General features: G+C 35.2%; 30 protein-coding genes. 4 read left to right on the top strand and 26 right to left on the bottom strand.

Features of this window, described 5'->3' with window-relative positions; genetic code table 11:
- Positions 1–94: 94 nt before the first annotated feature.
- Together EKM77_RS07230 and EKM77_RS07225 are read right to left on the bottom strand one after the other, a co-directional pair.
- The gene (locus tag EKM77_RS07230; protein WP_125593378.1) at positions 95–349 is read right to left on the bottom strand and encodes a hypothetical protein; all 255 of its coding nucleotides are present in this window, start codon (positions 347–349) and stop codon (positions 95–97) included.
- Positions 350–351: 2 nt separating this feature from the next.
- Positions 352–1,419 carry a 2-keto-3-deoxygluconate permease gene (locus EKM77_RS07225; RefSeq protein WP_125593377.1) on the bottom strand — a complete coding sequence of 356 codons (1,068 nt, stop codon included), beginning with the start codon at positions 1,417–1,419 and terminating at the stop codon, positions 352–354.
- A 415-nt stretch (positions 1,420–1,834) separates the two neighbouring features.
- Here EKM77_RS07225 and EKM77_RS07220 point away from each other — a divergent pair, with 415 nt between their 5' ends.
- Both EKM77_RS07220 and EKM77_RS07215 read left to right on the top strand, forming a co-directional pair.
- The gene (locus EKM77_RS07220; protein WP_125593376.1) at positions 1,835–3,238 is read left to right on the top strand and encodes an NAD-dependent succinate-semialdehyde dehydrogenase; all 1,404 of its coding nucleotides are present in this window, start codon (positions 1,835–1,837) and stop codon (positions 3,236–3,238) included.
- 69 nt (positions 3,239–3,307) lie between these two features.
- Positions 3,308–4,192 (top strand): aldo/keto reductase, encoded by an 885-nt coding sequence (locus tag EKM77_RS07215; RefSeq protein ID WP_125593375.1) that lies wholly within the window; start codon positions 3,308–3,310, stop codon positions 4,190–4,192.
- Positions 4,193–4,237: 45 nt separating this feature from the next.
- Here EKM77_RS07215 and phnW read toward each other — a convergent pair whose 3' ends face one another.
- The 8 genes from phnW to EKM77_RS07175 form a co-directional block, all read right to left on the bottom strand.
- Positions 4,238–5,341 (bottom strand): 2-aminoethylphosphonate--pyruvate transaminase, encoded by a 1,104-nt coding sequence (gene phnW / locus EKM77_RS07210; RefSeq protein ID WP_125593374.1) that lies wholly within the window; start codon positions 5,339–5,341, stop codon positions 4,238–4,240.
- Complete coding sequence (phnX, locus tag EKM77_RS07205; protein WP_125593373.1) at positions 5,331–6,134, bottom strand: phosphonoacetaldehyde hydrolase; 804 nt, start codon at positions 6,132–6,134, stop codon at positions 5,331–5,333. The genes phnW and phnX overlap by 11 nt, the downstream gene beginning before the upstream one ends.
- A 14-nt stretch (positions 6,135–6,148) precedes the next feature.
- A complete protein-coding gene (locus tag EKM77_RS07200) occupies positions 6,149–7,009 on the bottom strand; it encodes a PhnE/PtxC family ABC transporter permease (RefSeq protein WP_125593372.1) in 861 nt (286 codons plus the stop codon).
- The gene (gene phnE / locus EKM77_RS07195; RefSeq protein WP_125593371.1) at positions 7,006–7,797 is read right to left on the bottom strand and encodes a phosphonate ABC transporter, permease protein PhnE; all 792 of its coding nucleotides are present in this window, start codon (positions 7,795–7,797) and stop codon (positions 7,006–7,008) included. The genes EKM77_RS07200 and phnE overlap by 4 nt, the downstream gene beginning before the upstream one ends.
- Positions 7,797–8,552, bottom strand: a complete 756-nt coding sequence (gene phnC, locus EKM77_RS07190; protein ID WP_125593370.1) for a phosphonate ABC transporter ATP-binding protein — start codon at positions 8,550–8,552, stop codon at positions 7,797–7,799. The genes phnE and phnC overlap by 1 nt, the downstream gene beginning before the upstream one ends.
- Before the next feature lie 9 nt (positions 8,553–8,561).
- A complete protein-coding gene (locus tag EKM77_RS07185; protein ID WP_125593369.1) occupies positions 8,562–9,596 on the bottom strand; it encodes a phosphate/phosphite/phosphonate ABC transporter substrate-binding protein in 1,035 nt (344 codons plus the stop codon).
- A gap of 147 nt (positions 9,597–9,743) precedes the next feature.
- Complete coding sequence (locus EKM77_RS07180; RefSeq protein WP_377728904.1) at positions 9,744–11,108, bottom strand: MFS transporter; 1,365 nt, start codon at positions 11,106–11,108, stop codon at positions 9,744–9,746.
- A 2-nt stretch (positions 11,109–11,110) separates the two neighbouring features.
- Positions 11,111–13,057 (bottom strand): amidase family protein, encoded by a 1,947-nt coding sequence (locus tag EKM77_RS07175; RefSeq protein WP_125593367.1) that lies wholly within the window; start codon positions 13,055–13,057, stop codon positions 11,111–11,113.
- A gap of 206 nt (positions 13,058–13,263) precedes the next feature.
- Here EKM77_RS07175 and EKM77_RS07170 point away from each other — a divergent pair, with 206 nt between their 5' ends.
- Together EKM77_RS07170 and EKM77_RS07165 are read left to right on the top strand one after the other, a co-directional pair.
- The gene (locus tag EKM77_RS07170; RefSeq protein WP_125593366.1) at positions 13,264–13,938 is read left to right on the top strand and encodes a MarR family winged helix-turn-helix transcriptional regulator; all 675 of its coding nucleotides are present in this window, start codon (positions 13,264–13,266) and stop codon (positions 13,936–13,938) included.
- 15 nt (positions 13,939–13,953) lie between these two features.
- Positions 13,954–15,720: an ABC transporter ATP-binding protein gene (locus EKM77_RS07165; protein ID WP_125593365.1), complete on the top strand. Its 1,767-nt coding sequence runs from the start codon at positions 13,954–13,956 to the stop codon at positions 15,718–15,720.
- Between the two features lie 39 nt (positions 15,721–15,759).
- Here the strand turns inward: EKM77_RS07165 and EKM77_RS07160 are convergent, their stop codons facing one another.
- The 16 genes from EKM77_RS07160 to EKM77_RS07085 form a co-directional block, all read right to left on the bottom strand.
- Positions 15,760–16,341 carry an SOS response-associated peptidase gene (locus EKM77_RS07160; RefSeq protein ID WP_125593364.1) on the bottom strand — a complete coding sequence of 194 codons (582 nt, stop codon included), beginning with the start codon at positions 16,339–16,341 and terminating at the stop codon, positions 15,760–15,762.
- A 127-nt stretch (positions 16,342–16,468) separates the two neighbouring features.
- Positions 16,469–17,428: an alpha/beta hydrolase gene (locus EKM77_RS07155; protein ID WP_125593363.1), complete on the bottom strand. Its 960-nt coding sequence runs from the start codon at positions 17,426–17,428 to the stop codon at positions 16,469–16,471.
- Positions 17,429–17,478: 50 nt separating this feature from the next.
- Positions 17,479–17,973 carry a cyclophilin-like fold protein gene (locus EKM77_RS07150; protein WP_125593362.1) on the bottom strand — a complete coding sequence of 165 codons (495 nt, stop codon included), beginning with the start codon at positions 17,971–17,973 and terminating at the stop codon, positions 17,479–17,481.
- Positions 17,974–18,146: 173 nt separating this feature from the next.
- Positions 18,147–18,539 (bottom strand): 30S ribosomal protein S9, encoded by a 393-nt coding sequence (gene rpsI, locus EKM77_RS07145; RefSeq protein ID WP_191987447.1) that lies wholly within the window; start codon positions 18,537–18,539, stop codon positions 18,147–18,149.
- Positions 18,540–18,552: 13 nt separating this feature from the next.
- Positions 18,553–18,996, bottom strand: a complete 444-nt coding sequence (gene rplM, locus EKM77_RS07140) for a 50S ribosomal protein L13 (protein ID WP_125593360.1) — start codon at positions 18,994–18,996, stop codon at positions 18,553–18,555.
- A gap of 127 nt (positions 18,997–19,123) precedes the next feature.
- Positions 19,124–19,867, bottom strand: a complete 744-nt coding sequence (truA, locus tag EKM77_RS07135) for a tRNA pseudouridine(38-40) synthase TruA (protein WP_125593359.1) — start codon at positions 19,865–19,867, stop codon at positions 19,124–19,126.
- Complete coding sequence (locus EKM77_RS07130) at positions 19,868–20,665, bottom strand: energy-coupling factor transporter transmembrane component T family protein (RefSeq protein WP_125593358.1); 798 nt, start codon at positions 20,663–20,665, stop codon at positions 19,868–19,870.
- Positions 20,666–21,520, bottom strand: a complete 855-nt coding sequence (locus tag EKM77_RS07125) for an energy-coupling factor ABC transporter ATP-binding protein (RefSeq protein ID WP_125593357.1) — start codon at positions 21,518–21,520, stop codon at positions 20,666–20,668.
- Positions 21,496–22,329, bottom strand: a complete 834-nt coding sequence (locus EKM77_RS07120) for an energy-coupling factor transporter ATPase (RefSeq protein WP_164507733.1) — start codon at positions 22,327–22,329, stop codon at positions 21,496–21,498. The genes EKM77_RS07125 and EKM77_RS07120 overlap by 25 nt, the downstream gene beginning before the upstream one ends.
- Before the next feature lie 187 nt (positions 22,330–22,516).
- Positions 22,517–22,897: a 50S ribosomal protein L17 gene (rplQ, locus tag EKM77_RS07115; protein ID WP_125593356.1), complete on the bottom strand. Its 381-nt coding sequence runs from the start codon at positions 22,895–22,897 to the stop codon at positions 22,517–22,519.
- Between the two features lie 28 nt (positions 22,898–22,925).
- Positions 22,926–23,864, bottom strand: coding sequence for a DNA-directed RNA polymerase subunit alpha (locus EKM77_RS07110; protein ID WP_125593355.1), 939 nt, complete (start codon positions 23,862–23,864; stop codon positions 22,926–22,928).
- Positions 23,865–23,933: 69 nt separating this feature from the next.
- Positions 23,934–24,320 (bottom strand): 30S ribosomal protein S11, encoded by a 387-nt coding sequence (gene rpsK / locus EKM77_RS07105; RefSeq protein ID WP_057766319.1) that lies wholly within the window; start codon positions 24,318–24,320, stop codon positions 23,934–23,936.
- Positions 24,321–24,342: 22 nt separating this feature from the next.
- Positions 24,343–24,708 carry a 30S ribosomal protein S13 gene (gene rpsM / locus EKM77_RS07100; RefSeq protein ID WP_125593354.1) on the bottom strand — a complete coding sequence of 122 codons (366 nt, stop codon included), beginning with the start codon at positions 24,706–24,708 and terminating at the stop codon, positions 24,343–24,345.
- A 21-nt stretch (positions 24,709–24,729) separates the two neighbouring features.
- Positions 24,730–24,846, bottom strand: coding sequence for a 50S ribosomal protein L36 (rpmJ, locus tag EKM77_RS07095; RefSeq protein ID WP_010018546.1), 117 nt, complete (start codon positions 24,844–24,846; stop codon positions 24,730–24,732).
- A 31-nt stretch (positions 24,847–24,877) separates the two neighbouring features.
- Positions 24,878–25,096, bottom strand: a complete 219-nt coding sequence (infA, locus tag EKM77_RS07090; protein ID WP_010018544.1) for a translation initiation factor IF-1 — start codon at positions 25,094–25,096, stop codon at positions 24,878–24,880.
- A 95-nt stretch (positions 25,097–25,191) separates the two neighbouring features.
- Positions 25,192–25,845: an adenylate kinase gene (locus EKM77_RS07085; RefSeq protein WP_125593353.1), complete on the bottom strand. Its 654-nt coding sequence runs from the start codon at positions 25,843–25,845 to the stop codon at positions 25,192–25,194.
- Positions 25,846–25,847: the final 2 nt, after the last annotated feature.

Below are 25,847 nucleotides of genomic sequence, written 5' to 3'. Positions count from 1 at the left end.
AATTCATCTGTTGAATAGTGTTCGATATCCTTAGGACTGTGTGTATAATTTGTTTTCATTGAAAATGACATTTGAAATTCCCCCAAATTTTATTTTAGAAATAAGATAATTCTGAAACCTTTTGCATAAGTTCTGATAAGCTCATATCTTCAACTTTTTTGTCGCGTGCTGATTCTAAAATATCGTCTTCCATACTATTGAACTTTTCAGCTAAATAATATGCTGTTAAATAAGCAACCAATTTATTTTTAGCGTTTGCTTCAAAATGCTCCTTATTATTTTCAACAGGTATTGAGTCAACAAAGTGATAAGCAAATTCTTTTGGATTTAGTGTTTGTTTGTCTTCCATAACTAATCTCCTTTAGCAGCTAACTTAGCTTCATCTTTGGCTTTAATCTCTTCTTCTTCTTTTTTAGCCATAATTGATTCTGCAAACTTACCTTCGTACTTCTTAGGAACAATTGGCAATCCTCTTCTACGAGCACGTTTTTCCATGTACATTGTTACGATAGGTGTCAAGATTGATGTAACCAAAACACTTGTAGCAACAATAGCTGTAGCTGATGCAGCGGTTGAAGCAAAACTTGGATTTGTTTCAGCAATTGCATATGGAACGGCAACGGCAGCCCCAGCTGTTGAAGATGCAGCCCATCCGGCAACACCATCTGAACCTGTGAAGAAACGGTCAACAAGTGCCAATACTGAACCTGAAACAAGAACAACGATAACACCCATGAAAATACCCATGAATCCTGACTTGAAGATCATACCGAAGTTCAAGCTGTAACCAAGTGTAAATGCGAAGAATGGAACCATTGCAGGAACAACTGGTTTAAACATTTTTCTAAATGAATGATCTAGTGAACCTAATGTAATACCAATAGCAAATGGAATCAAAGTTGAAACTAATGCTTGCCATGGGAATTGAGCAATTCCGGCAACACCCATTGTAACCATTGTCATAAATGGTCCTGATTCAATACTGATGAATGGGAATCCAGCAGCATCTTCGTCACGGTTAAGTGTTGTCATCAAAGCCATGTACAAACCACCGTTAGTTTCATTAAATGAAGCAATAACTGCCAAAACTGAGAATCCGGCGAATAATCCGGTCGTAACACCATGTCTTGGCAAGAAATGATTAATAATTACACCTAATAATCCGGCTAATAATACCTTTACAATAAGTAGCGATAAACCTTTTTTAGCAATATAACCTGTAGACTTCAAATCGATTGTTGTTCCAACACTAAAGAAGAACATGAACAAGATTACTGAAGTACCTACTAAGAAATTCCCTGTAAAACCTGGATAAAATTTGTCCACCCCTGGCCAAAGTGTATTTGTTAGTGTTCCAAGAAATAATGGAACGACCATCATACCACCAGGTATTTTTTCGATGCCTTTTTTGATTTGCATAAAAATGCCTCCCTCGTGAATTGCTTCACATCTATTTACAAAAAAATATGTTTTTGATAATTTCCAATAAAGAAACCGGCTTTCTCTATATCAAATTATATTTATATAGTAACACAATTTTATGTGGTTGCAAGCGTTTCCGAAAATTGTAATTTAACTAATAACCTTGCCATATCAGCATATACGCCACTTATTAATACGTACCAATTTTGAAATAGTATCTACTCAATTAATATTGTGATTAGGTTATACCTAATACATATGGTATTTAATAGCTAATTTCACAAATTAAAATAATTTGATCTTGCTCAATTTTATACAAGTTGTATTACTTGACTTGAAGTACCCACTAACAGGTAAAATTATGGATGTAAACGTTTTTAAAGTGTCAAAAAAAGAAACTGGAGGAATTACAATGGCTTATCAAACAATAAATCCATACACTAATGAAGTTTTAAAAACATATCCAAATGCAACATCTGAGGATATTGAATCTACATTAACGACAGGACATGCTTTATATAAGAAATGGCGTAATGAACCAGTTGCTAGCCGATCTGCTGTATTACACAAAATTGCAGATCTTTTACGAGAAAACGAAAATGAATTAGGTAAAATTATTGTTGAGGATATGGGTAAATTATTTAAGGAGGCAGTTGGTGAAGTTGAATTATGTGCGCTAATAGCTGACTACTTTGCCGATCATTCTGAAGAATTACTTGAACCTACTAAGATAAAATCCGGAGCTGGTGATGCCTGGGTCGAAAAACATTCAACTGGTGTAATCATGATGGTAGAGCCATGGAACTTCCCTTACTACCAAATCATGCGTGTATTTGCACCTAACTTTATGGTTGGAAATCCTATGATCTTAAAACATGCTTCTAATACGCCTGGATCAGCCGTTTCATTTGAAAAAATAGTTGAACAGGCTGGTGCTCCAAAAGGAAGTCTCAAAAACTTATTCTTATCATATGATCAAGTTTCAGATATAATCGCTGATCCTAGAGTCCAAGGTGTTGCTTTAACTGGTTCTGAACGTGGAGGAAAATCTGTCGCAGCCGCTGCTGGACAAAATCTCAAGAAAAATACTATGGAATTGGGTGGAACCGATGCTTTCATTATTCTTGATGACGCTGATCTAAATGAAGTTATGAAAGTTGCACGTAATGTCCGTATCTATAATGCTGGTCAAGTATGTACATCTTCAAAACGTTTCATTGTGTCAGACAATTTATATGATGAATTCGTTAAACGTCTAAGTGATCAATTTGCCACCCTCAAACCTGGTGATCCAATGGATCCCGAAACAACATTGGCACCAATGTCATCTAAAAGAGCCAAAGATAAATTACAAAAGCAAGTTGATACAGCCATTGCTTCTGGAGCTAAAGTTGCCTTTGGAAATGAACCTATCGATTTACCAGGACAATTCTTCCCCGCAACGATCTTAACTGATATTGATAAAAACAATCCCGCATATTCAGAAGAAATGTTTGGACCCGTAGCACATATCTATAAAGTACATGGTGACCAAGAAGCTATTGACCTTGCTAATGATTCTAATTACGGACTTGGTGGTATTACTTTCTCTGGAAGTAAAGAGCACGGTGTCAAAGTCGCCAGCCAAGTTGAAACTGGAATGGAATTTGTTAATACCTTTATGTACACATTGCCTGAATTACCATTTGGCGGTGTCAAGAACTCCGGATATGGTCGTGAAATGAGCAATCTCGGATTAGAGGCTTTTGTTAATGAGCAGTTAATTGTTGCAGTCGATAAACCTAACTTAAATAATTTAGCCGGAGGATTATTCTAAAAAGACTAGCTTTTTTGAAGGCGATTTCATTATAATGGGAATTGCTTTTATAAATTACGAGGGGGAACTATAGATATGAGTATTCCAGATATTAAATTAGCTAATGGCGTGGAAATACCTCAAGTGGGCTTGGGAGTATTCCAAATTAGTGATGATAATGAAGTGATCAATAGTGTAAAGTGGGCTATCGAAGCTGGTTACAGACATATTGATACTGCTAGTTTTTATGGCAATGAAGAAGCCGTTGGTAAAGGAATTATCGCTTCTGGTATTGATCGTTCTAAGTTATTTGTAACAACTAAGATTTGGAATGATATTAGAACTTACGATGACACAATGGCACAGTTTCAAAGATCATTGGATAAACTTAAATTAGATTATCTAGATCTACTATTAATCCATTGGCCAGCACCTGGATATGAAGAAACTTGGCGCGCAATGGAAGATTTATACAAAGATGGCAAAATTAAAGCTATTGGTGTATCAAACTTTCAAGATTATCAAATTAAACATTTGATGGAAACTGCAACTATCAAACCAATGATTGATCAAATAGAAACTCATCCATTCATGCAACAAAATGAAATGCACGAATTCTTGGCAAAAGAAAATATTGTTCATGAAGCATGGAGTCCACTAGGCGGTGGAAAGAATAGTGTTCTTGATAATGATTTGGTAAAAGAAATTGCTTCTAAGTATAATAAATCAGCAGCACAAGTTGTTCTTCGTTGGCATATTCAACGTGGTGAGGTGATTATTCCAAAATCAATCCACCAAAACAGAATTCAACAAAACATTGATATTTTTGATTTTGAATTAAATAACGATGATATGAATAAAATTGCTAGTTTGAACGAAGATAAGCGAGTTGGTTCCAGCCCAGATAATAAAGAATGGTTGGAAAAATCAAAGGAATTCAATACTTTAGCAGATAGAATTAAAAAAGGACTTTAAGCAAAAAAAAGCTACAACTCAAATTTGAGTTGCAGCTTTTTTTTCTTACGAAATTTTTTGATTTAATCCTTCAATAACTTTTAAAAGTCTAACGATATCTTCAGAGTAAACCTCTCCAATATTTCCAATTCTAAAGGTTGGAACTTCAGAAAGTTTACCTGGATAAATCACGAATCCTGATTCTTTTAATTTAATATAAAATTCATCAAAATCAAAATTATCATCAGGATATTTGAAAGATGTGATGATTGGTGATTGCCATTTTGAATCAATTAGTGGCATAAAACCCAACTTTTTCATACCATCTGAAAGCTTTTTCTGATTATCTTGGTAGCGTTCAAATCTCTTTTCAACCCCACCTTCAACTCTAAGTTCAATCAGAGCTTGTGCAAAGGCATGTACTACATGAGTCGGAGAAGTATATCTCCATTTCCCATGGTTAGCTTCCATCTCATCATATTGACTATATAAATCTAATGATAATGTTCTTGCAATACCAGCCGTTTCCTTTAATTTTTCCTCATTAGCAATAATGAATGAAAAACCCGGAACACCTTGAATGCATTTATTAGTACTACTAATTAAGTAATCAATTTTTAATTCTTCCACAGCAATTGGAATACCGCCAAAACTGCTCATTGCATCAACAATTGTGATTATTCCCTGTTCATGCATCCATGGAATAATTTCTTCAATTGGATTCAAAATACCAGTTGTAGTTTCACAGTGGATCATAGCAAAATGAGTAATTTCTGGATAACGTTTTAACATTTGCTTAACAGAATCGAGAGTGATAGGTTGTTGTTCATCAATTATCAAATCAACATGATCTATCCCATATACATCTGCCATTTGTCCTATTCTCTCACCATAAGCTCCATTCATAGCAATCATTAAAGTACCATCGTCAGGTATAACTGAACTTATTACTGACTCAACACCATAAGTTCCACTTCCTTGCATTAAAACTGAAGTGTATTTCTTTGAACTTACTTGTGCTATATCAAGCAATGATCTTCTAATAGTTTGGGTTATACCTTTATAATCATCATCCCATGTACAATAATCAAATTCCATAGCTCTCTTTACGGTTGAACTAGTGGTCAAAGGGCCTGGAGTAAGTAATAAATATTTATTTTCATTTTCCATTAGCTATCTTTTCCTCTGATTGATTTAAAAATTTAATTGCATCGGGTAATTCGGATAGATTATTAATAATAATATCAGCGTTAACTTTTGCAAACTCATTTACTACTCTTTGACGAATACTCTCTTTTTCTTCATCAAATAATGAATTGAATTCCTTCTCTGAAAGTCCCATTAAACTACTGCCTTCAACAATTCCAATTGTATTGACTCCGGCATTTTTACCTTCTTCAATATCCACAATGGTATCCCCAATTTTAACAAGTTCTTTAGGATCACTTAATCCGAACTCATTCATAATCTTTTGGATCATTCGTGGTGAAGGACGACCATCGCCATCGACATCATCTGATGTCAAAACAAGTTCTGGCTGGTAACCTAACTTAAAAGCACTATCTTTAACCAATTGCATCATTTCAGGGGTATAACCTGTTGTGGTTGCCACTCTAATACCTTGATCTTTAAGATAATTAAAGGCATCCAATGTTGCTGGTTTTAATGAAGTTGAATCTTTAACATAGAATAATAAACTTGATTGAAAATCCTCATATAGTCTACGACGATCTTGAAAATCAGGTAAACGATTATATTCTTTTTCCCACTGTTGGAAAATATCTGGCATTTTTAACAATTTACCAATGTGATCCCACTTAGTGATACCCATATCACGTCGGATCTCTTGATCATTTATTTCAATACCAGCATCGCTAAAAGCTGCTTTAAAAGCAATTACTGGAGCTAAACTTCCGTAATCTACTGTTGTTCCAGCCCAATCAAAAACTACTGCTTTAATCATAGTATTTCCTTTCACTACTTAGTTGTATACATTTGTCTTAGTTTGACAGCAATGAATTCTAATAATATTGTTACACCAATAATCAAGTAAACGATAAATCCAACTTCGTGGAAATCAAAACTCATACCACTGGCAACAAACAATTGATAACCGATTCCACCAGCACCTGCGGCGGCACCAACAGCAATTGCATTTGCAAAATTAATTTCTAGTCGGATAAATGTCCATGATACTAACGAAGCAATAATCGTTGGCCAAATGGCTTGGAAGACAATTACCCAGAATTTACTACCAGTAACTTTTAAAGCTTCAATAGTAGTTTGATCAATTTCTTCAATGCTTTCAGAGTATGCTTTAGTTAGATAAGCAATACTGTGGAAACTTAGTCCCAAAATTGCAGCATTGGTACCCAGGCCACAAACAATGGAGAAAATAAGAACCCACACAATAGTTGGTATCGCTCTAATCACTGCCATGATTACTCTGATAATTGCTCCAAAATAGGCATTAGTTAAATTTCTAGATGCAATGACTGCAAAAAGGAATCCGATAATAGCTCCAATAATTGTTGTCATTATCGCTAATAATAGACTGATACCTAACGCTGAAAGTAATGGCATAATTCCATCACTACCAGCTCTTGGTTGTAAAAAAATTTGATTCAAAGTCATAATTAAACCATGCATTGCCTCGCCAATTTTTACATTGGCAGTGTCTAAATGCGTCAATGTATATCCCGTAATAGCAACCAATATAATCATAACTAAGTAAATCATGATACGAGACCAATTAAATTTGCGAAGTTTAATTTTCTTTTCAGGTGGTTGAGGCTTTTTATAGCCGCTTATATTTTGAATATCACCACGAGTTATCATAAAATCACCTTCCGAATCTGATTGGATAATACTTCTAACGTGATAACAACAATAATAATTGCCAGGATAGTCATACCGACTGCATCAAATCGGAAACTTTTGAAATACAGATCAAAAACAAATCCAATTCCTGTTCCGGTTAAAATTCCAACTAAAGTAGCATCACGAACATTATTTTCAATCATATATAAAACCCAACTAATTAAACTGGGCATAATTTGTGGTAAAACCGCTTGGAAGATAACTTGAAAATAACTAGCTCCAGTTGCCTTTAGCGCCATCATTGTTTCACTGGCTTCATCTTCAATTATTTCCATAAAAGCTCTTATCAAGTATCCAACTGTCATTAACAATAAAGCTAAAAAACCAGTAAAGTCACTTTGCTTAAATGAAAATAGTAAGATCATTGCCCAGGCTACAAGTGGAATATTTCTAAAAAAGGATGCAATTCCACGTACAACAACATGTACATAACCATTAATTCCAGTAGCTTTAGAACCTAGAATAGCAACAAATAGTGCAATAATCGCTGCTACAACAGTAGAAGAAACGGCCAAAGCGACCGTTTCAATTAACTTTTTCCATATTTGTGGTAAAAGTTCTACCGATGCTGATGTGGGGAAGAAATTAACACCTAACCAATTAAAAGCTCTAGGAACAGCGGTAAAACCGCTGAAACTATCAAAATTCAAAATCCAGCTACTTAATAGATATATACTTCCAATAACAGCGATTATTGCTGTTTGTTTTCGATGCTTTTGAGCTAAAAATTTTATTGGTGAAGACATTATTTAAGCTCCTTTGAAGTCGTTTGGTCATATAGAGTCTCCAAAATTTCTTCTGATAGCATATCGGATTCTTCATCAAAAACTAATTTCCCTTGTCGAATACCAACAATACGATCAGCATATTTCTTTGCTAAATCAATCTGATGTAAATTAGCAACACAGATAATATTAAATTCAACAGTCAAGTCTTTCAAAAGTTGCATAACGGTATGTGATGAAGCTGGATCTAATGATGCAATCGGTTCATCACACAAAATTACCTTCGGATGTTGAATCAATGATCTTGCGATACCTACACGTTGCTTCTGACCACCACTTAACTCTGAACAACGTTGAAGTGCAAAATCTTTTAAGCCAACTTTATCTAAAAGATCTAGTGCTTCTTTTTTTTCGTCTTCAGAATAGATTCCAAACATCCCTGCAAATGTTGATTTGTATCCTAAGCGTCCATGAAGAACATTTTCAATAACTGTTAATCTTTCAACTAGATTATAGTTTTGAAAAACCATTCCTATTTGACGTCTGTGCTTACGTAACTGTGCTTTATTATCAGATCTAATATCTGATCCATCCAATAAAATTTGTCCATGATCATCTCTTATCAGTTGATTTAAACTACGTAAAATTGTCGTCTTACCTGCTCCCGACGGTCCAATAATAGCTAGGAAGTTCCCAGGTTCAACTGAGAAAGTAATATCCGTCAAGGCTGGTCTATCCTTTTGATAACTTTTAGTTAAATGCTTTACTTCTAGCATAGCTTCCCCTTATTTACCAACTAATTCATGTGTTGGTTTATACCACTTGTCAGTAACTTTTAGAAGTGTTGTCTTAGAGCTCTTCTTTTGCCATAAAGTGGCAGTTTTTGAACCTTCTTTACCAAATAACTTGTCATTTTCTGTTACATCTTTTGATGTAAATCTATCTTCAATAGCTTTACGATCTTTATCACTCATTGCCTCTGTATTAACAACTAAAGGACCATTTTGAACTGGTAGAACTGAAATACTTGATACTTCTTTACCACGATAGTCAGTGAAAGGTGCATCAGCATCGTCTTTAACCTTGAATGTTGAACCTGGCTTGTCGTAACTACCTTCTGAAACAGTCATAAATGGTGCTAGATCAATATCATCAAAGGCTGCTACGTCAACGTCACCTTTTAGTAAGTTAACTGCTGAACCTGGATGTGAATTACCATAAAGAACTTTATCAAAGAATTTTCCACCTTCAGATAATTCATCTTTATTCTTCAACTTGAAGTGTTTTTGAATCTCATCTGTAGGAACTGCAAAACCTGATGTTGAACTTGAAGATACGAAGGAAATCTTTTCACCCTTGATCTTGTCGATATTGAAGTCATTACCAGACTTGTAATCGTTAAGCTTATCCTTAGGCACCATTAGGTAAGAACGGTAACTTGCACCCTTTTCTGTACCATCTTCACCTGATTGAATAAGAAGTGGTTGAACCTTGGCATTTTGATGATGTGCTTGGATATAACCATCTGCACCCATAAATGCTAATTGAGCTTTACCAGAAGAAATAGCCTCAATTGCAACGTTGTAATCAGTTGTTGTTTGAATTTCAACTTTTTTACCCGTTGCTTCATGTAATTGCTTCTTTAATTCCTCACGTGAAGCTGAAAAGTTCTTAGCTGACTCATTAGGATAAAAAACAATTGTTAATTTATCACTTTTGCCGTTAGAGCTAGCGGTGCTTTGGTTTGAGCATCCCGTTACAATTCCAACGAGCAATAATATTAAACCTAAACATACCGTTAATAATCGCCCTTTTTTCATAAATCTAATACCAACTTTCTATTTCTTTTTAGGAACAGACTAAGGATAACAGGGTTATGTAAATAAATAATTTAGCTTATGTAAAGATTCGTTAAAGTTACAGAAAAAATCCAGACGTTTTCAGTCTGGATTTTCTTTATTTAATATTTACTTTTTAGTTATATTCGGTAGAAACATCAAGATCGACGTTAACGCTAAAATACCAAATAATACATTACTGTATAATCCCAACGAAGCACCGAGATCATGATTTTTAAAAGAGGCATATACACTGGCAGAAATTGCCGTTCCAATTGCTCCGCCTAATGCACTAGACATTTTATAGATTCCTGCGGCTTCACCAACTTCAGAACTAGGAACATTACTAATTGCCGTATCTGTTGAAGGTGTGGCATAGATTCCAAAGCCTAATCCCAACAATCCATATCCTAAGGTAACAATTAAAAGATACGATCCTTTAACCATTGTTAAGGACATCAATAGGACACCAAAAGTTGATGCCGCAGCTCCTAGCAACATGGGTTTTTTAGGACCTAATTCCTGTAATACTTTTTCACCGACTCGAATCATTAATAAGACTAATATCAAATAGCTAAGTGACAAGCTACCTGTTTTTAGAGGAGACAGGCCCCTGGACTGTTGCACATATGAATTAACTACTATTAATGTACCGATCATAGCGTTTAGGAAGAAATTAGAAACAACTGCTATTACGTAAGCTCGATCTCTGAATAATTTAAAGTCAATAAATTTATCAACTCTATTTTTTTCAAACTTATAAAAAGAAACACCACAAAGGATCATTACTACTAAAAGTGACCCAGTTTGGATAAAGTTACGAAATATTCCGCTTGAAATCAATATATTTAAACTCAAGGTAAACAGAATGAACATCAACATTCCGATCCAATCGAATGCCTTAGTATTTTCATTTTCTGCTAACGATTCCGGAGTACCCCAAATCAGCATAATACTAATGATTGAAACAATAATTGAGATAACAAATACATATCTCCAACCAAAATTGCTATCGATATATCCGCCAAAAAATGAACAAAATCCTGAGCCACCCCAAGATCCAATTGACCAAAAGCTAAGGGCTCGTTGTCTATTTTTGTCATGGAAATAAGCTTTTATTAAAGCCATGGTGGCCGGCATAATGCATGCTGCTGAAATACCTTGTAGAATACGACCAGCAATAAAGAGTATTGATCCATTAGCAATTATAAGTACAAAAGAACCTATTATATTTATAGTTATTCCTAAATAGGTAGTTTTTATCCTACCAAATCTATCCGATAACCTCCCCGCTGTGACGATAAATATTCCTGAAAACAAACTAGTTATAGATATTCCGATATTTAACGAAGCAGTCGTGATTTTTAGACTCGTTTGAACATCTGGAGCCATATTTAGTAATGATTGAGCAAATAACCAATAGGTCAATACACTTAAAACAATTCCCAGTAATAAGCGATTCGTCCCTTGATATTGTTTGTTCATCGATTTCAAACTCACTCTCTCTTAAATTTTACGTAAACTATTCCTGAAATAATAGCTATTCCGGTTAACCCTAAAGCAGATTTTGCCTCACTTGTCTGTGGTAGAATTCTTGGTTCTGTTTTTTGATTTTTAACTAAAATTGATGACTTTTTATTATTTGTTTCCGTTTCATCTGGTAATAATCTATGTGCATTTTCTTCAGGTGAAACTTCTGAAACATTACTATCAACAGTTTGTTCTTGTTGATTATCATCTTTAATCGTAGTAGACGATGATCCATCATCTACTTGCAGACCTGGTATAGAAACTGGTCTGTCCGGCTGTTCAGGCTTTTCTGGTTCTTCTGGCTTCACATCAGGCTTAGGTTTATTTGTCGTACTACTTCCATTATTAGTAACTTCACTCGAATATTTTTGATTAAATTTATCATTTTCTTCAAACAAAGTACCTAACTGCAATAACAAACGATCATTATTTCTTGCAGCATTAAACTGAATACCTAATGGTAAACCTGAAGAAGATACATAAGTTGGTAAACTGATGGCTGGTTCACCTGTTAAATTAGATATCTGTGTAAATGGCGAATAATTTAAGGAAGGCATCCACTGATCTAGTACCAGCTTTTCTTTGTCTTCTTTTGAAAGATCATCCATATTTTTAATTCTCTGTTCTAAAGAACTAGTCATTAGTGGATCGCCAACTTTAGGAGCCGTTGAGGCAGTTGTTGGTGTTAAAAAGACTGGATATTGTTGATGAAATTCAGTCATTTCTTCGGCAATTTTATTAACCGAATCCCAAGCATTTGCAACGTCATCTTTATCGATTGACAATCCTAGTTGATACATTGCCCAAGTCGATAAATCAACATCATCAATTTCCAAATGTCGTTTCAATTTGGATGTTGCTAAATAATCCACTATACCGGCAGATCCTGCACCTATAATATCGTAATCATTCATTAATTCCATCCCATCAATAGGGTATTTGACCTTTTCTACCTGATACCCTTGTGCCCTTAAAAATTCAACTGCTTTTCTTACTGCCAGTTTTGCATCACTACTCACAGGAGTATTGACTGGAGAATCCGTTGTATAGGCAATTTTTATCGTTTTTGGATCTAAATTGATATTATTTGCTGTTCCATTAGAAAAATCATCGAATAATTTTTCTGTGTCTGCCATAGTTTTAGTTTCTGCAAAATGGCTTGTTTGATTTTTTTCTGAACTAGAATCAAACGTCATTGATGCTCGTGATGGTTTAAATCCAATAATCCCATTCCAAGATGCGGGAATCCTGATCGATCCTCCAGAATCACTTCCAGTAGCGACTGGTGCATATCCAGCTCCCACTCCAGTAGCAGAGCCTCCTGATGAACCACCAGCTTGATATTTAGGATTCCATGAACTGCCCGTAGGACCATAAAGCTTAGAATCAGTAATATTTTTTAAACCCATTTCCGGAAAATTAGTTTGACCTATAACAATGAAACCTTCGTTCTGAAAACTTTTAGTGATCCTACTGGTCCCATGTGAAATAACATCTTTTTCAAAATATAAACCATTTGTATTACTTCCACCACTAATAGTATGACCTAACCCCTTTAAGAGAATGGGAACTCCTAAAAAAGGTTGTCCTGTATCTTGTATCTCACTGGCTTCTTTTAGTGCTTCATCCTTTCTCAAAGTTATCATGGCATTTAAATTCTGATCCTTATTCTCAATTTCTTGATATGCAAAATTCACTAATTGAACACTAGTTACCTTCTTACTACGAACGGCTTCCGCTAATTCTAACGCTGAACTGTTCTCATAGTCCTCAATTGTAAAATCACTAACATTCTCAACTGGTGTGGTGGCTACTTCATCAGCCAGAACAGTTTGAACTGGTGCGCCAAGCGTGAATAAAAATAAGAACAAAATAATTTTACTTATCTTATTTCCCCAAGTATGGTATTTCATTTTTAACTCCTCCTCAATAACATTAAAAATATATAATTAATACACTAATTCAGTCAATGAAAAGGTTTTCTAAATGACACTTAGTCAAACTAATTATTAACTTTAAACTAAAATGGTTGACAATTCATTCGGTACCGAACTATAATGTTTTTGCAATAACGATTCGGTACCGAACTAATTAATTTGAAGAAAAGAGGAATCTATTTATGAGTGATTTAACAAATAACTTAATGAAACAACTACATTTTATTAGCAAAGCAAGTAATAATTTTATGCATCAAAATAAACAACGGTTATCAGGTCAACAACGTGTTCTAGCAATATTACGACTTGAGGACGGATTAAGTCAGAGTTACTTGGCAGATGTTTTAGATCTTCGCCCTAGTTCAATTGCAGAATTGCTTAAGAAACTGGAAAATTCTGGTTACATATCTAGAAAAGAATCAAAAAAAGATAAACGAAATAAACTAGTATTTTTAACTGAAGACGGACGAAAAATAGCTGATGATAATGTTAAAAATAAAAACGAAGATAGCAACGATGTTTTCTTTGCTGGATTAAATGATGAAGAAAAACAACAATTTAGTAACTACCTTCAAAAAATATCAGATGGTTGGAGTGATGAATTTAAACAACAGTCATCCCGCTTTGTAGATCCAATGGATCGAATGAGAAGTATGCAAAAAGTCCATGCAACTATGATGGAAAAATTTGGTGATGATTGGGAAAATATGTCCCCCGATGAAATGAGAAAAATCATGCATAAGGCTATGCAAGATAATGAATTTTGTAATCCACGTGGTGGCTTTATGCCAGGTCATGGAAGAAACTTTAGACAAGACTTCGATCATAATTTTAGAATGAGAAGAGAATTTTTTTAATATTGAGGTAAAATAATGCACAATCATTCAATGGTAACTGATGAATTACCAGAAATTAAAGGAAATATGAAGATCAAAGATTTTTTAAAACTTATCAACAGTGTTAATCCTAAAAAAGCAATTTTTATTTTAGGAATGTTGCTAAGTTTGGTAACTAGTGGAGCCAGCCTAGTCGTACCACAATTAACTAAAGGTCTAGTTGATACAAGTAATCTAGCTAAAATTGACGGAAAGATGCTTTGGATATTGATTCTGGCTTTTGTAATTCAATTAGGGTTTGGTACGATCGGCGGTTTTTTACTAAGATACGTCGGAGAAAGTGCGGTAAAAACTCTTCGAGAAAGACTTTGGAATCACTTATTAAAATTGCCTGTTAGTTATTTCGATGATCATAAATCTGGTGAAAGTAGTTCTCGCTTAGTAAACGATACGACTGTTATTAAAGAATTAGTAACATCGCAATTTCCTAATTTTATAACTGGTGGTATCCAACTTATTGGATCGATGATTATTTTATTTTGGATGGATTGGAAAATGGCAACCATCATGTTTAGTGCCGTTCCGATATTCGTACTTATTTTGTTACCCGTCGGACGAATCCTTTCAAAACTAGGCCGTCAATTGCAGGCAGCTACGGCTGATTTTAATGCTGATGCTAGCGAAAAATTATCAGAAGTTCGTTTGATCAAAGCAAGTAATGGTGAAGATTTTGAAAAAAGAACCGGTGGAAATTTTATTAACAAGATATTCACCTTAGGTGTTAAAGATGCCAAAGTTGAAGCAGTATTGCAGCCTATTATGATGACAGCCATGCTCGGTATTTTTGTTGGTATATTAGGATATGGTGCCGTCAGAGTACAAGCTGGAACTTTAACTAGCGGGTCTTTAGTTGCCTTTCTACTTTATTTGTTTAATATTATTGCTCCAATAACAAACTTTGCTACATTCTTTTCACAAGTTCAAAAAGCTATGGGATCAACTCAAAGAGTTCAAGAAATCCTAAATACAGAATTAGAGCCAGTTGAATCAGGATCAACGATCAATGTTGAAGGAAAAGTCATTCAGGCTAATAACCTTTCATTTAGCTATGATCCTGAACATCCCATTTTAAAAAACATCTCATTTGAGGCTAAACCTAATACCGTTGTGGCATTTGCCGGGCCAAGCGGTGGTGGTAAATCAACTATCTTTTCGCTTTTGGAGCGTTTCTATAACCCTGACTTTGGGACAATAACTATCGGCGATCAACAGATCAAAGATATAAACTTAAACAGTTGGCGTTCACAAATTGGCTACGTTTCACAAGACAGTGCGGTGTTTGCCGGCAGTATCAGAGATAATTTGCAGTATGGTCTGGAAAATAAATTAACTGATGATCAACTATGGCATGGATTATCTTTAGCTTTTGCCGATCAATTTGTTAAAGAGTTTCCTGAACAATTAAATACTCAAATTGGAGAACGCGGTGTTAAATTATCAGGTGGTCAAAAACAAAGAATTGCCATTGCCCGTGCCTTTTTACGTAATCCTAAAATTTTGATGCTTGATGAAGCAACTGCAAGTTTAGACTCTCAATCAGAGGAAAAAGTTCAACGTGCATTAGATCAATTAATGGTTGGTAGAACAACTTTAGTAATTGCCCACCGTTTATCCACAATTGTTGATGCAGATCAGATATATTTTATCGAACATGGTAAAGTAACCGGTCACGGCACACACAGTGAATTGATAAGTCATCACAAATTATATGCACAATATGTACAAGAACAAATGGTGAACTAAAAAAGTCCAGTAATCAAATTACTGGGCTTTTCTTATGCATTATTCATCAAATTGTGGAAATCCATTCACAGCATTTAGATTTGGCATCTTGGAATTTAAATAATCAAATGCGAATTTATCATCATATAACCAACTCTTTATTTGTTCCTTCTTTAAAATCAAGGGCATTCTATCATGTATTTTAACAATAGAATCATTGGGTTTAGTCGTTAACAGACAGCTATGAGGTTCATCATCAAAATAGTCATAAAATCCGGCTATATACATTGTTTCGGGTTCTTCGCCATAATTAAACCAATAACGTTGTTTATCTGCTGTCCATTCAAAAAATCCGGTTGTTGGATAAACACAACGATGTTCTTTAAATCCTCTAACAAACATCGGCTTTTGCGTAACGGTCTCTGATCGTGCATTAATAATAGACTGACCAGACTTAAAACCAGGGTATCCCCACTTCATTGCAATGACTTTTACTTGTTGTAATCCGGCCACTACAATTGCAGTTTCATCAGTTGGGAAAATTTCGCCAGTTTTAGGTTGATATCCTTCTGCCTTTGCTAGTTGATAGATTCTTTCTATCTCCTTATTCTCAGTTGGTTGAAACATGTAACGTCCGCACATAAAGAACCCCCCTTTTAATTAATATATTTATATTATCATTTTACACTTATCAACAAAAAACACCCACCAAAAAGGTGAGTGTCCAAAGTGTAATTGCATATGATCAACCGCAAATAAGAACAATCCTCTAAAGATTATTTTTGAAAAATTCTTCAAACTTATCAAATGGAATAATTGATAAATCATCATAAAAGTCAACATGTTTGCCAAGTGGTTCAACAACTAATTCTTTTGGTTCAGCTAGTTTAGCGTAAGTTTCTTCACTAAATGCTTTCGAATGAGCTTCTTCACTAGTGACTAACATTACTGGTCTAGGACTGATTTCTTTAATTCTAGAAGTTGCTTCAAAGTTCATAAAACTCAAATTTGATACGTCAGTAACGTTGGACAAAGCATTTGGATGCCAGCCTCGTTTAAAACCATAGAAACTGAAAAATTCATGTGATACTGGATCTAAACCCTTTGGAAATTTTGTTACTGGCTGATTTGGATAATTTTCTTGTTTAGCAGAAATATTGGACCAACGTTGTTCACTTAAAGTCGCCAACTGGATTGCACGTTCTTTTCCCGTTGCCAAATTAGCTAGATGCGGAATATCATACATTACGCTAGTCGCAACTGCCTTGATCCGCATATCTTGAGCCGTTGCCGCTAATGCAAAACCACCTGAAGCACATATCCCTAAGGCACCAATTTTTTTGCGGTCAACATATGATAGCGACCCTAAATAGTCAACTGCCGCTGAAAAATCTTCAACATAAGTATCTGGTGATCCACTATACCGTGGCATACCACCAGAATATCCATGGTATGCTGGATCAAAAGCAATAACAACAAATCCGCGTTGTGCTAACTGATTAGCATAAACACCAGGTCCTTGTTCCTTAACCCCGCCAAATGGAGGTCCAATAACTAATGCAGGGTTATTTTTATTTTTATCTAGCGTCTTACTATAATATAGATCAGCTGCGATCTCAACATCATAGCGCGTTTTATAATATACATGTTCTCGAATGACTGATCTATCTAATTTAAAAATATAATACTCATCATTAGGTGTTACTCTTATTGCACTTTCTTTAGACATAAATTTTCTTCTCCTAATCTAGTTTACTTATAAGCAATTTTTTAAACGGACTACTCTGCTCTCGTTATTCTCACGTTAACATTATTACCCATGTTTTTAATGATCGATCGGTATTCATTTGTATCAAAGTGCCCGATAATATGAATTCCTTCGTAATAATCTTCGGTCCCCCAATAAAATACGATCCGCCTTTGTGGCGACCAATAACCAATACTACCACGAGTTCCAGCGTGACCTTTGGGCATGCCGTCCGTTGGTAATTTGTATCCAAGATCAGCTATCTTTTCAGGTAAACCTGGATAATCACGGAAACTCAATGTTTTTGGTAATCCTTTTGAAAAAGTTTTAGCAGCACTCGAATTGTTTAAATGAGCTGTTAGTTTCTTATTTTTAATTGTGATAATTATTTTTTGACTATCTTGTCGATTTATCTTCTTTTGACTAATCTTTACTGATGGAGCACTGTTGCGCTTATTATTCTGTATACATCCACCTAATATAAAGAATAAACTCAATAATAAAAACAATGACCAAATTTTTTTCATTTGTAATTCCTTCTCATAATCAATAAAGTTATCATAATTTAAAATCCTAACTATGTAAAATACTTATATATAATATCCACCCATCACTAAAAGGAATACTTAAAAATTTAAACCAGACACAAAAAAACACTCACCAAAAAGGTGAGTGTCCAAAGTGTAATATCTGGAATATATTAACGTTTTGAAAATTGTGAAGCTTTACGAGCTTTCTTTAGACCTGGCTTCTTACGTTCCTTCATACGAGGGTCACGTGTTAAGAATCCAGCTGACTTAAGAGATGGTCTGAAGTCTGGATCAACTTCAAGAAGTGCTCTTGCAATACCATGTCTGATTGCACCAGCTTGTCCTGAGAAGCCTCCACCGTTAACGTTAGCAATAACGTCGTAGCTTGAACCTGTTTCAGTAACATCCAATGGTTGTTTCATATCAGCAATCAAATTGTCAAAAGGAATGTAATCTTTGACATCACGTTTGTTGATAGTAATTTTTCCGTTTCCGGGAACTAATAGAACACGGGCTGTTGAGTCTTTACGACGGCCTGTTCCAGCATATGATACTTGTGCCAAAATGTTTTCCTCCTTAAATTAGTTTGTTGATATCCAATGTTTCTGGATTTTGTGCTTGGTGTTTGTGATCTGAACCAGCATATACATGCAACTTCATGATTTCTTTACGACCAAGACTGTTCTTAGGTAACATACCGCGGATTGAGTCTTCAACAAACAATTCAGGTTTTGTTGCTCTCTTTTCACCGGCACTAATGCTCTTCAAACCACCTGGATGATCTGAGTGAGAATAATAAATCTTTCCCTTGGCTTTTTTACCTGTTAATTTTACTTTATCTGCATTAATGATAATTACATTATCACCTGTATCAACGTTAGGTGTGTATGTTGGCTTATTCTTACCTCTAAGAATTGCAGCAACAACTGATGAAAGTCTACCTAAAACGACATCTTCACCATCAATTACATACCACTTACGTTCAACTTCACTTGCTTTAGCTAATGGTGTTGTACGCATAATTTCCTCCAGTTTCTCGTCTGTTTGACACTCAATAAGTTTCCGGGGCTCATCGTGGGGCAAACAATACCAACAACAATAATACTTGGTATTTCACTATAAGTCAATAATTATCCACAGATAAATTTTAGTAAAATACCTCTTTTAAATAGAGCCCGCTGGCTGGTGCTGTCCCTCTTGCCTCTTGTCTGTCCTTAGCTTCATATAGTCTAATAAAATCATGAACATCTCGTCTGCCATTACCAATTTCTAGTAAAGTGGCAACCATAATCCTAACCATATTATATAGGAATCCATTGCCAGTAAACTCAAAGATCAATTCATTTTGCACACTATCAAATTTTACCGTTGCAGCATAGATAGTTCTAACTTTATTTTCAATTACTCCACCAGAGGCCGCAAAACTACTAAAGTCATGAGTTCCTTGAAGATCCTTGATAGATTCCTCAATTCTCTTTAAATCGAATTTGTATGGATAATGGCCTGTGTAAAACCTTTTAAATGGATCAGTATAATGTCCACAATCTACACGATATTGGTAAGTCTTTTTCTTCACACCAAATCTTGCATGAAATGAGTTATCAACAATTTGGGCATCTTTAACTATTACATCTAAAGGCATCAGCGAATTGATTGCCTTTAACATACTATTTGCTGGGATCTCCCCTGGATAATCAAAATGGATCACTTGACCAAAAGCATGAACTCCAGCGTCAGTTCTACCTGAGCCAAAAACATCAATTTCTTTTCCCTTAGTCATTTTAAAAAGAGCCTTTTCCAAGACTCCTTGTACAGTTCGTAATTTAGGTTGCCTTTGAAATCCATGAAATTTAGTTCCATCATAGGCAATCGTTAATTTATATCTTGTCATTTAATAGCTCCGAATGAATAATAAAATAATTGTTATTAAAATCATTACCGCTAATGCGATATTATCACGCCTAGACCAACTCAAGACACGATATTTACTACGCCCCTCACCATCTTTATAACCACGTGACTCCATTGCAATAGCAAGATCATATGCAATCGAAAAACTGCTGACAAATAATGGTATCAAAATGGGCACAAACGACTTTATCCGGTGCATTAGACCACCCTCACCGAAATCAACTCCACGGGCTCTTTGGGCATCCATGATTTTTGTCGTTTCATCGATCAATAATGGAACAAATCTCAAAGCAATCGACAACATCAAAGCCACTTGTGTAACTGGAAATTTAATTACTTTCAATGGCTTTAGGATACTCTCGATCGAATCAGATATTTCAATCGGCGTCGTTGTTAAAGTCAAAAGTGTGGAAATAAAGATGATCAGAACAAATCGAATAAAAATATAGGAAGCTATTCTCATCCCATCGGTGGATAAAGTAAAGATTCCCCAATGCCAAATAGGGTCATTACTTGGAGTAAAGAATAATTGCAATAAGACTGTGAATAAGATCAGCCACAACATCGGTCGCAATCCCTTAATAAAGAATCCTAAGTTAATTTTTGATATGTAGACTGAGAATAATACAAATAATAGAAGGAAACCGTATGACACAACATTATTTGCTAAAAAAACAATTCCAATAAAATAAAATGTTATTAAAAATTTACCACGTGGATCTAGTCGATAAATTATCGAATCCCCAGGTAAGTATCTACCAAGTATTAATTTATTCATTTAATCACCATGAACTTGTCGTTTTATTTCAGTAGTTAATTCACTGATTGTAATAGGTAATTGTGGAAAAGAAAATTCTCTTTGAGCTAGCTTCTGTGCAAAAACTGCACTACGAGGCAAAGTTAAAATATCATTTTTTAATAACTTATTATCATTAAAAATATCCTTTGGCTTACCAGAAGCTACAACTTTGGCATCGTGAATAACTACCATTTCCTCAGCATAATTTGCCACATCGTCCATATTATGCGTGATTAAAATAACAGTTCTTCCCTGCTCTTGTAGATTCTTAAATAGATCCATAATTTCTTTTCTACCCACTGGGTCTAATCCAGCGGTTGGTTCATCAAGTATAATAGTCTCCGGATTACTAGCGAGGACACCGGCAATTGCCACTCGTCTCATCTGCCCCCCAGATAAATCGAATGGTGACTTATCCAAATAATCTTCTTCCAGACCTACTAATTTTATCATTTTACGAGCAGATTCTTTAGCATCACTTTCTGACATTCCAAAATTCATTGGACCGAACATGATATCTTTTTCCACAGTATCTTCAAATAACTGACTTTCCGGAAATTGAAAGACCATACCTACATTTTTACGAAGAGGTTTCAAGTTTTTATTATTAGTTTCGGATGTTATTTCACGATCCCCTACCATGATACTGCCTGATGTTGGTTTTAAAAGGGCATTTATATGACGAACCAAGGTCGACTTACCACTACCTGTTTTACCAACGATTGCAGTGAACTTTTTATCATGAATAGTTAACGAGACATCATCTAATCCAAGTCCCTCTAAAGGACTATTTGCTTCATATGAGTGAGTTACATTTTTGAAGATAATTTCCATATGTTTTGAATAAGCTCCTCTTCATTTAAATAGCCCTTAGGCAATTTTAATTCATCTCTAAGTAAAGATGCCACTTGATTTGAAAACGGTTCTTCTAGCCCGTATTTTATCAATTCTGAACCCATATTATAAATGGACTTAGGATCAGCTTCTTGTACAACCTCACCTGATTTTAAAACAACAATTCTTTCTGATAATTCTGTTTCTTCAATATCATGTGTAATAGAGATGATCGTCATATCTTGTTGTTTGCGTAATTGTTTAACTAGGTTTAAAACTGTTCTTCGTCCATTAGGATCCAGCATACTTGTGGATTCATCCATAATAATTATTGAAGGTTTAGTAGCTAAAACTCCGGCAATTGCTACACGCTGTTTTTGACCACCTGACAGAGACTGAGGGTCACGAGTCTTATACTCTTGCATATCAACCATTGCTAAAGCCTCATCAACTTGTTTTACCATCTCGTCTCTTGGCATACCTTGATTTTCTAAACCAAATGCCACGTCATCTTCAACCGTAGCGCCAACAAATTGATGATCAGGATTTTGAAAGACGATACCAATTTTTGAACGAATATTCCAAATATTTTGTTCATTTACTTCTTGACCGTCAACTATAATCCTTCCAGATTCACTTTCTATCAACCCATCTATCAACTTAGCCAATGTTGATTTACCGCTTCCATTCTTACCAACAATAGACAGCCATTCATTGCGATGAATATCTAAAGAAAGCTTATTGATTGCTGAAACTTTTGATTCCGGATATGTATATGTGACATCTTTTATTGAGATTATATTTTCCACTTGAATACCTCTTGTAATATGCTAAGTCTATCATATAGGAAAAACCACTTTTTTGGTAAAAAAAAATCATTCGACAAATTAGTGTCCCTTTTTCAAAGGATCTCAGAGATAGACTTGGCAGTTGCCATCATCTTAACACTCACTAATTTATCAGAATGACTGATTTTTATTAATAAACGATTAATTATTAAACTAGTTCAATAATAACCATTGGAGCTGCATCTCCACGGCGAGGTGCAGTCTTCAAAATACGTGTATATCCACCGTTACGGTCTTCATAACGAGGTGCAATATCACTGAACAATTTTTGAAGTGCTGATTGAACAACAACCGCATCATCTTCTTCTGTAATATTAGCAACTTCGTTTCTAACGTAAGCAGCAGCTAAACGACGAGCATGTAGATCGCCACGTTTACCTAAGGTAATCATTTTGTCAGTTGTACGACTGATTTCCTTAGCACGAGTTTCAGTTGTAACAATACGTTCATTAATGATTAAATCAGTAGTTAAATCGCGTAACATTGCTTTTCTTTGAGAACTTGTACGTCCTAATTTACGGTAGCCCATGTCTATACCTCCTGTTTGAATTTGACTTCTAGTCTTCTTGCTTTAATGATAATCCAAGATCAGATAACTTTTCTTTAACTTCAACTAATGACTTACGTCCAAGATTACGAACACGCATCATATCTGCTTCAGTTTTTTCAGTAAGCTCTTGCACAGTATTAATACCAGCACGCTTCAAACAATTGTATGAACGAACTGATAAGTCCAATTCTTCAATTGTCATTTCAAGCTTCTTCTCTTTTTGTGTTTCTTCTTTTTCGATCATCATATCAGCGCTCTTAGCTTCTTCAGTAAGATTAACAAAACTTGTTAAATGTTCTGTAAGGATCTTAGCTGACAAACTAATAGCTTCTCGTGGTCCAATTGAACCATTTGTCCAGATATCAATGGTCAACTTATCAAAGTCGTTTCTCTTACCCACACGAGTGTTTTCAACCTGGTAGTTAACCTTATCTACTGGAGTAAATATTGAGTCAACTGGTAAAACACCGATAGGTGTTTCGTCGGTTTTATTTTGTTCTGCAGGAGTATATCCACGACCATTTTTAATTGTTAATTGCATATGGAAATGTCCACCCTCAGCAACAGTACAAATAAATTGTTCTGGGTCAAGGATTTCCAAATCATCATCAGCTTTAATATCCTTAGCTGTTACAGTTGCTGGTCCGACAATGTCTACTTCAGCTTTTAAACTGTCTTCAGCATGAGATTTGAGGTTTAACTTCTTAACGTTAAGCACAATTTGTGTAACGTCTTCAATTACACCATCAACGGCTGAGAATTCATGCAATACACCATCTATTTGAATGTCTGATACCGCTGTTCCAGGTAATGATGCAAGCAAAACTCTACGCAAAGAGTTTCCTAATGTTGTACCATATCCTCTTTCCAACGGTTCGATAATATATTTACCATAATCGCTGCTTTCTTCAACGGCAGTAATAGTTGGCTTTTCAAATTCGATCATTCGGTTAGTTCCCCTTTCAAAACGAAATGTGTGTAGCTTAGTTCATATGGGTATAAAACCAAAACCATTCTATACACGACGACGCTTTGGAGGACGTGAACCATTGTGAGGAACTGGTGTAACGTCACGAATAGCTGTAATTTCCAAACCTGTGGCTTGTAATGAACGAATTGCAGCTTCACGACCTGAACCAGGACCTTTAACAGCTACTTCAACTGTTTTCATACCTTGTTCCATTGATTCTTTAGCAGCTGCTTCTCCAGCCATTTGTGCGGCAAATGGTGTTGATTTACGGCTTCCTTTGAATCCTAATGCACCAGCTGATGACCATGAAACAGCGTTTCCGTTAACATCAGTGATCATAACTAGTGTGTTATTGAATGTAGAGTGGATATGTGCAACTCCGGACTCAATATGCTTCTTAGTACGGCGTTTACGACCTTTGTTTTGTGCCATGAATTAACCTCCTATCTTATAATTACTTCTTCTTACCAGCAATAGATACTTTCTTACCCTTACGAGTTCTTGCATTATTCTTTGTGTTTTGACCTCTAACGGGCAATCCACGTCTGTGTCTCATACCACGATATGAGCCAATTTCTTGTAGTCTCTTGATATTCATACTTACTTCACGACGTAAGTCACCTTCAACACGTACCTTGTCAACTTCTGCACGAATCTTATCTTCTTGATCAGGAGTTAAATCTCTTGTACGAACGTCTTCGGAAACGCCGGCGTCTTTAAGTATTTTTTGAGCTGTTGTATTACCAATACCAAAAATGTATGTTAAGGCAATAACGATTCTCTTATCACGAGGTAAATCTACACCTGCTATACGAGCCATTAATTGCACCTCCTATATTTATTATCCTTGTCTTTGTTTGTGTTTTGGATCTGCAGAGCAAATAACCATGACGCGTCCACGTCTTTTGATTACCTTACAATGCTCACACATAGGTTTAACGGATGGTCTTACTTTCATGTTGGAACCTCCATTCCATTAAAATAAATTATTATCTGTATCTATATGTAATTCTTCCCTTGGTTAAATCATAAGGGGATAATTCCACGGTAACCTTGTCACCGGGCAAAATTCTGATATAGTGCATACGGATTTTACCTGACACATGAGCCAATACTGTTGCCCCATTTTCAAGTTTTACCTTAAACATTGCATTAGGCAATGTTTCTGAAATTGTACCTTCTACTTCAATGACATCTTCTTTTGCCAAAGACATTAACCTCCATCGGGATGAAATTCGCCTGCATATACCGCGAAATTATACAATAATTTTTTAGTTATGTAAACAATTCAAAGTAAAAAGTTTTACAGACTTTGTAAAACTTTCTTTACTTCGTTATAAACTTCATCTATTTCTTGTTCACCATTGATCTTATATAACAAGTTTAACTTATCATAAAAATCAATTAATGGTGTATTCATTTCAATATTAACTTTTAATCTATTCTTTACAGTTTCTGGTTTATCATCATCACGTTGATAGAAATCATGTCCGCCACAGACGTCACATGTTCCTTCAACCTTTGTAGGATTATAAATCTTATGATAAGTTGCTCCACATTTAGAACAAATATATCTTCCAGATAAACGATCTACTAATGACTCAGGCTTTACATCAATATAGATGACAGCATCTATTGGTTTGTTTACATTCTTTGCAATTGTCTGTAAAGCATTTGCCTGTTCAAGAGTTCTCGGAAATCCATCAAGCATATATCCATTCTTTTGAACGTCATCTTTAGCCAAACGCTCTTCAACAATAGCTTCGGTAACGTCGTCAGGAACCAACTCGCCTTTATCCATAAAACTTTTGGCTTTTAGACCAACTTCGGTTTCATCAGCCATAGCTTGTCTAAACATATCACCAGTAGAAATATGGACTACATTAAAATCTTCAACAATTTTTTCAGCTTGAGTACCTTTACCAGCTCCGGGTAAACCCATCAATACGATATTCATTG

The sequence above is a fragment of the Companilactobacillus baiquanensis genome, from assembly GCF_003946605.1.
Classification (GTDB): Bacteria; Bacillota; Bacilli; order Lactobacillales; family Lactobacillaceae; genus Companilactobacillus; species Companilactobacillus baiquanensis.
Note: the sequence above shows the minus strand (reverse complement) of the source record. Positions and strands in the feature narration are given on the sequence as shown.

Coding starts and splice junctions, on each gene's coding strand:
- truA (WP_125593359.1), bottom strand. CDS start 19,867: ATGACAAGATATAAATTAACGATTGCCTATGATGGAACTAAATTTCAT.
- EKM77_RS07165 (WP_125593365.1), top strand. CDS start 13,954: ATGCACAATCATTCAATGGTAACTGATGAATTACCAGAAATTAAAGGA.
- phnC (WP_125593370.1), bottom strand. CDS start 8,552: ATGCTAGAAGTAAAGCATTTAACTAAAAGTTATCAAAAGGATAGACCA.
- EKM77_RS07110 (WP_125593355.1), bottom strand. CDS start 23,864: ATGATCGAATTTGAAAAGCCAACTATTACTGCCGTTGAAGAAAGCAGC.
- rplM (WP_125593360.1), bottom strand. CDS start 18,996: ATGCGTACAACACCATTAGCTAAAGCAAGTGAAGTTGAACGTAAGTGG.
- EKM77_RS07160 (WP_125593364.1), bottom strand. CDS start 16,341: ATGTGCGGACGTTACATGTTTCAACCAACTGAGAATAAGGAGATAGAA.
- EKM77_RS07220 (WP_125593376.1), top strand. CDS start 1,835: ATGGCTTATCAAACAATAAATCCATACACTAATGAAGTTTTAAAAACA.
- rplQ (WP_125593356.1), bottom strand. CDS start 22,897: ATGGGCTACCGTAAATTAGGACGTACAAGTTCTCAAAGAAAAGCAATG.
- EKM77_RS07130 (WP_125593358.1), bottom strand. CDS start 20,665: ATGAATAAATTAATACTTGGTAGATACTTACCTGGGGATTCGATAATT.
- EKM77_RS07185 (WP_125593369.1), bottom strand. CDS start 9,596: ATGAAAAAAGGGCGATTATTAACGGTATGTTTAGGTTTAATATTATTG.
- EKM77_RS07085 (WP_125593353.1), bottom strand. CDS start 25,845: ATGAATATCGTATTGATGGGTTTACCCGGAGCTGGTAAAGGTACTCAA.
- phnE (WP_125593371.1), bottom strand. CDS start 7,797: ATGTCTTCACCAATAAAATTTTTAGCTCAAAAGCATCGAAAACAAACA.
- EKM77_RS07230 (WP_125593378.1), bottom strand. CDS start 349: ATGGAAGACAAACAAACACTAAATCCAAAAGAATTTGCTTATCACTTT.
- EKM77_RS07125 (WP_125593357.1), bottom strand. CDS start 21,520: ATGGAAATTATCTTCAAAAATGTAACTCACTCATATGAAGCAAATAGT.
- EKM77_RS07150 (WP_125593362.1), bottom strand. CDS start 17,973: ATGAAAAAAATTTGGTCATTGTTTTTATTATTGAGTTTATTCTTTATA.
- rpsK (WP_057766319.1), bottom strand. CDS start 24,320: ATGGCACAAAACAAAGGTCGTAAACGCCGTACTAAGAAGCATATTGAG.
- rpsM (WP_125593354.1), bottom strand. CDS start 24,708: ATGGCTCGTATAGCAGGTGTAGATTTACCTCGTGATAAGAGAATCGTT.
- EKM77_RS07200 (WP_125593372.1), bottom strand. CDS start 7,009: ATGATAACTCGTGGTGATATTCAAAATATAAGCGGCTATAAAAAGCCT.
- EKM77_RS07170 (WP_125593366.1), top strand. CDS start 13,264: ATGAGTGATTTAACAAATAACTTAATGAAACAACTACATTTTATTAGC.
- EKM77_RS07225 (WP_125593377.1), bottom strand. CDS start 1,419: ATGCAAATCAAAAAAGGCATCGAAAAAATACCTGGTGGTATGATGGTC.
- EKM77_RS07175 (WP_125593367.1), bottom strand. CDS start 13,057: ATGAAATACCATACTTGGGGAAATAAGATAAGTAAAATTATTTTGTTC.
- phnX (WP_125593373.1), bottom strand. CDS start 6,134: ATGATTAAAGCAGTAGTTTTTGATTGGGCTGGAACAACAGTAGATTAC.
- EKM77_RS07155 (WP_125593363.1), bottom strand. CDS start 17,428: ATGTCTAAAGAAAGTGCAATAAGAGTAACACCTAATGATGAGTATTAT.
- phnW (WP_125593374.1), bottom strand. CDS start 5,341: ATGGAAAATGAAAATAAATATTTATTACTTACTCCAGGCCCTTTGACC.
- rpmJ (WP_010018546.1), bottom strand. CDS start 24,846: ATGAAAGTAAGACCATCCGTTAAACCTATGTGTGAGCATTGTAAGGTA.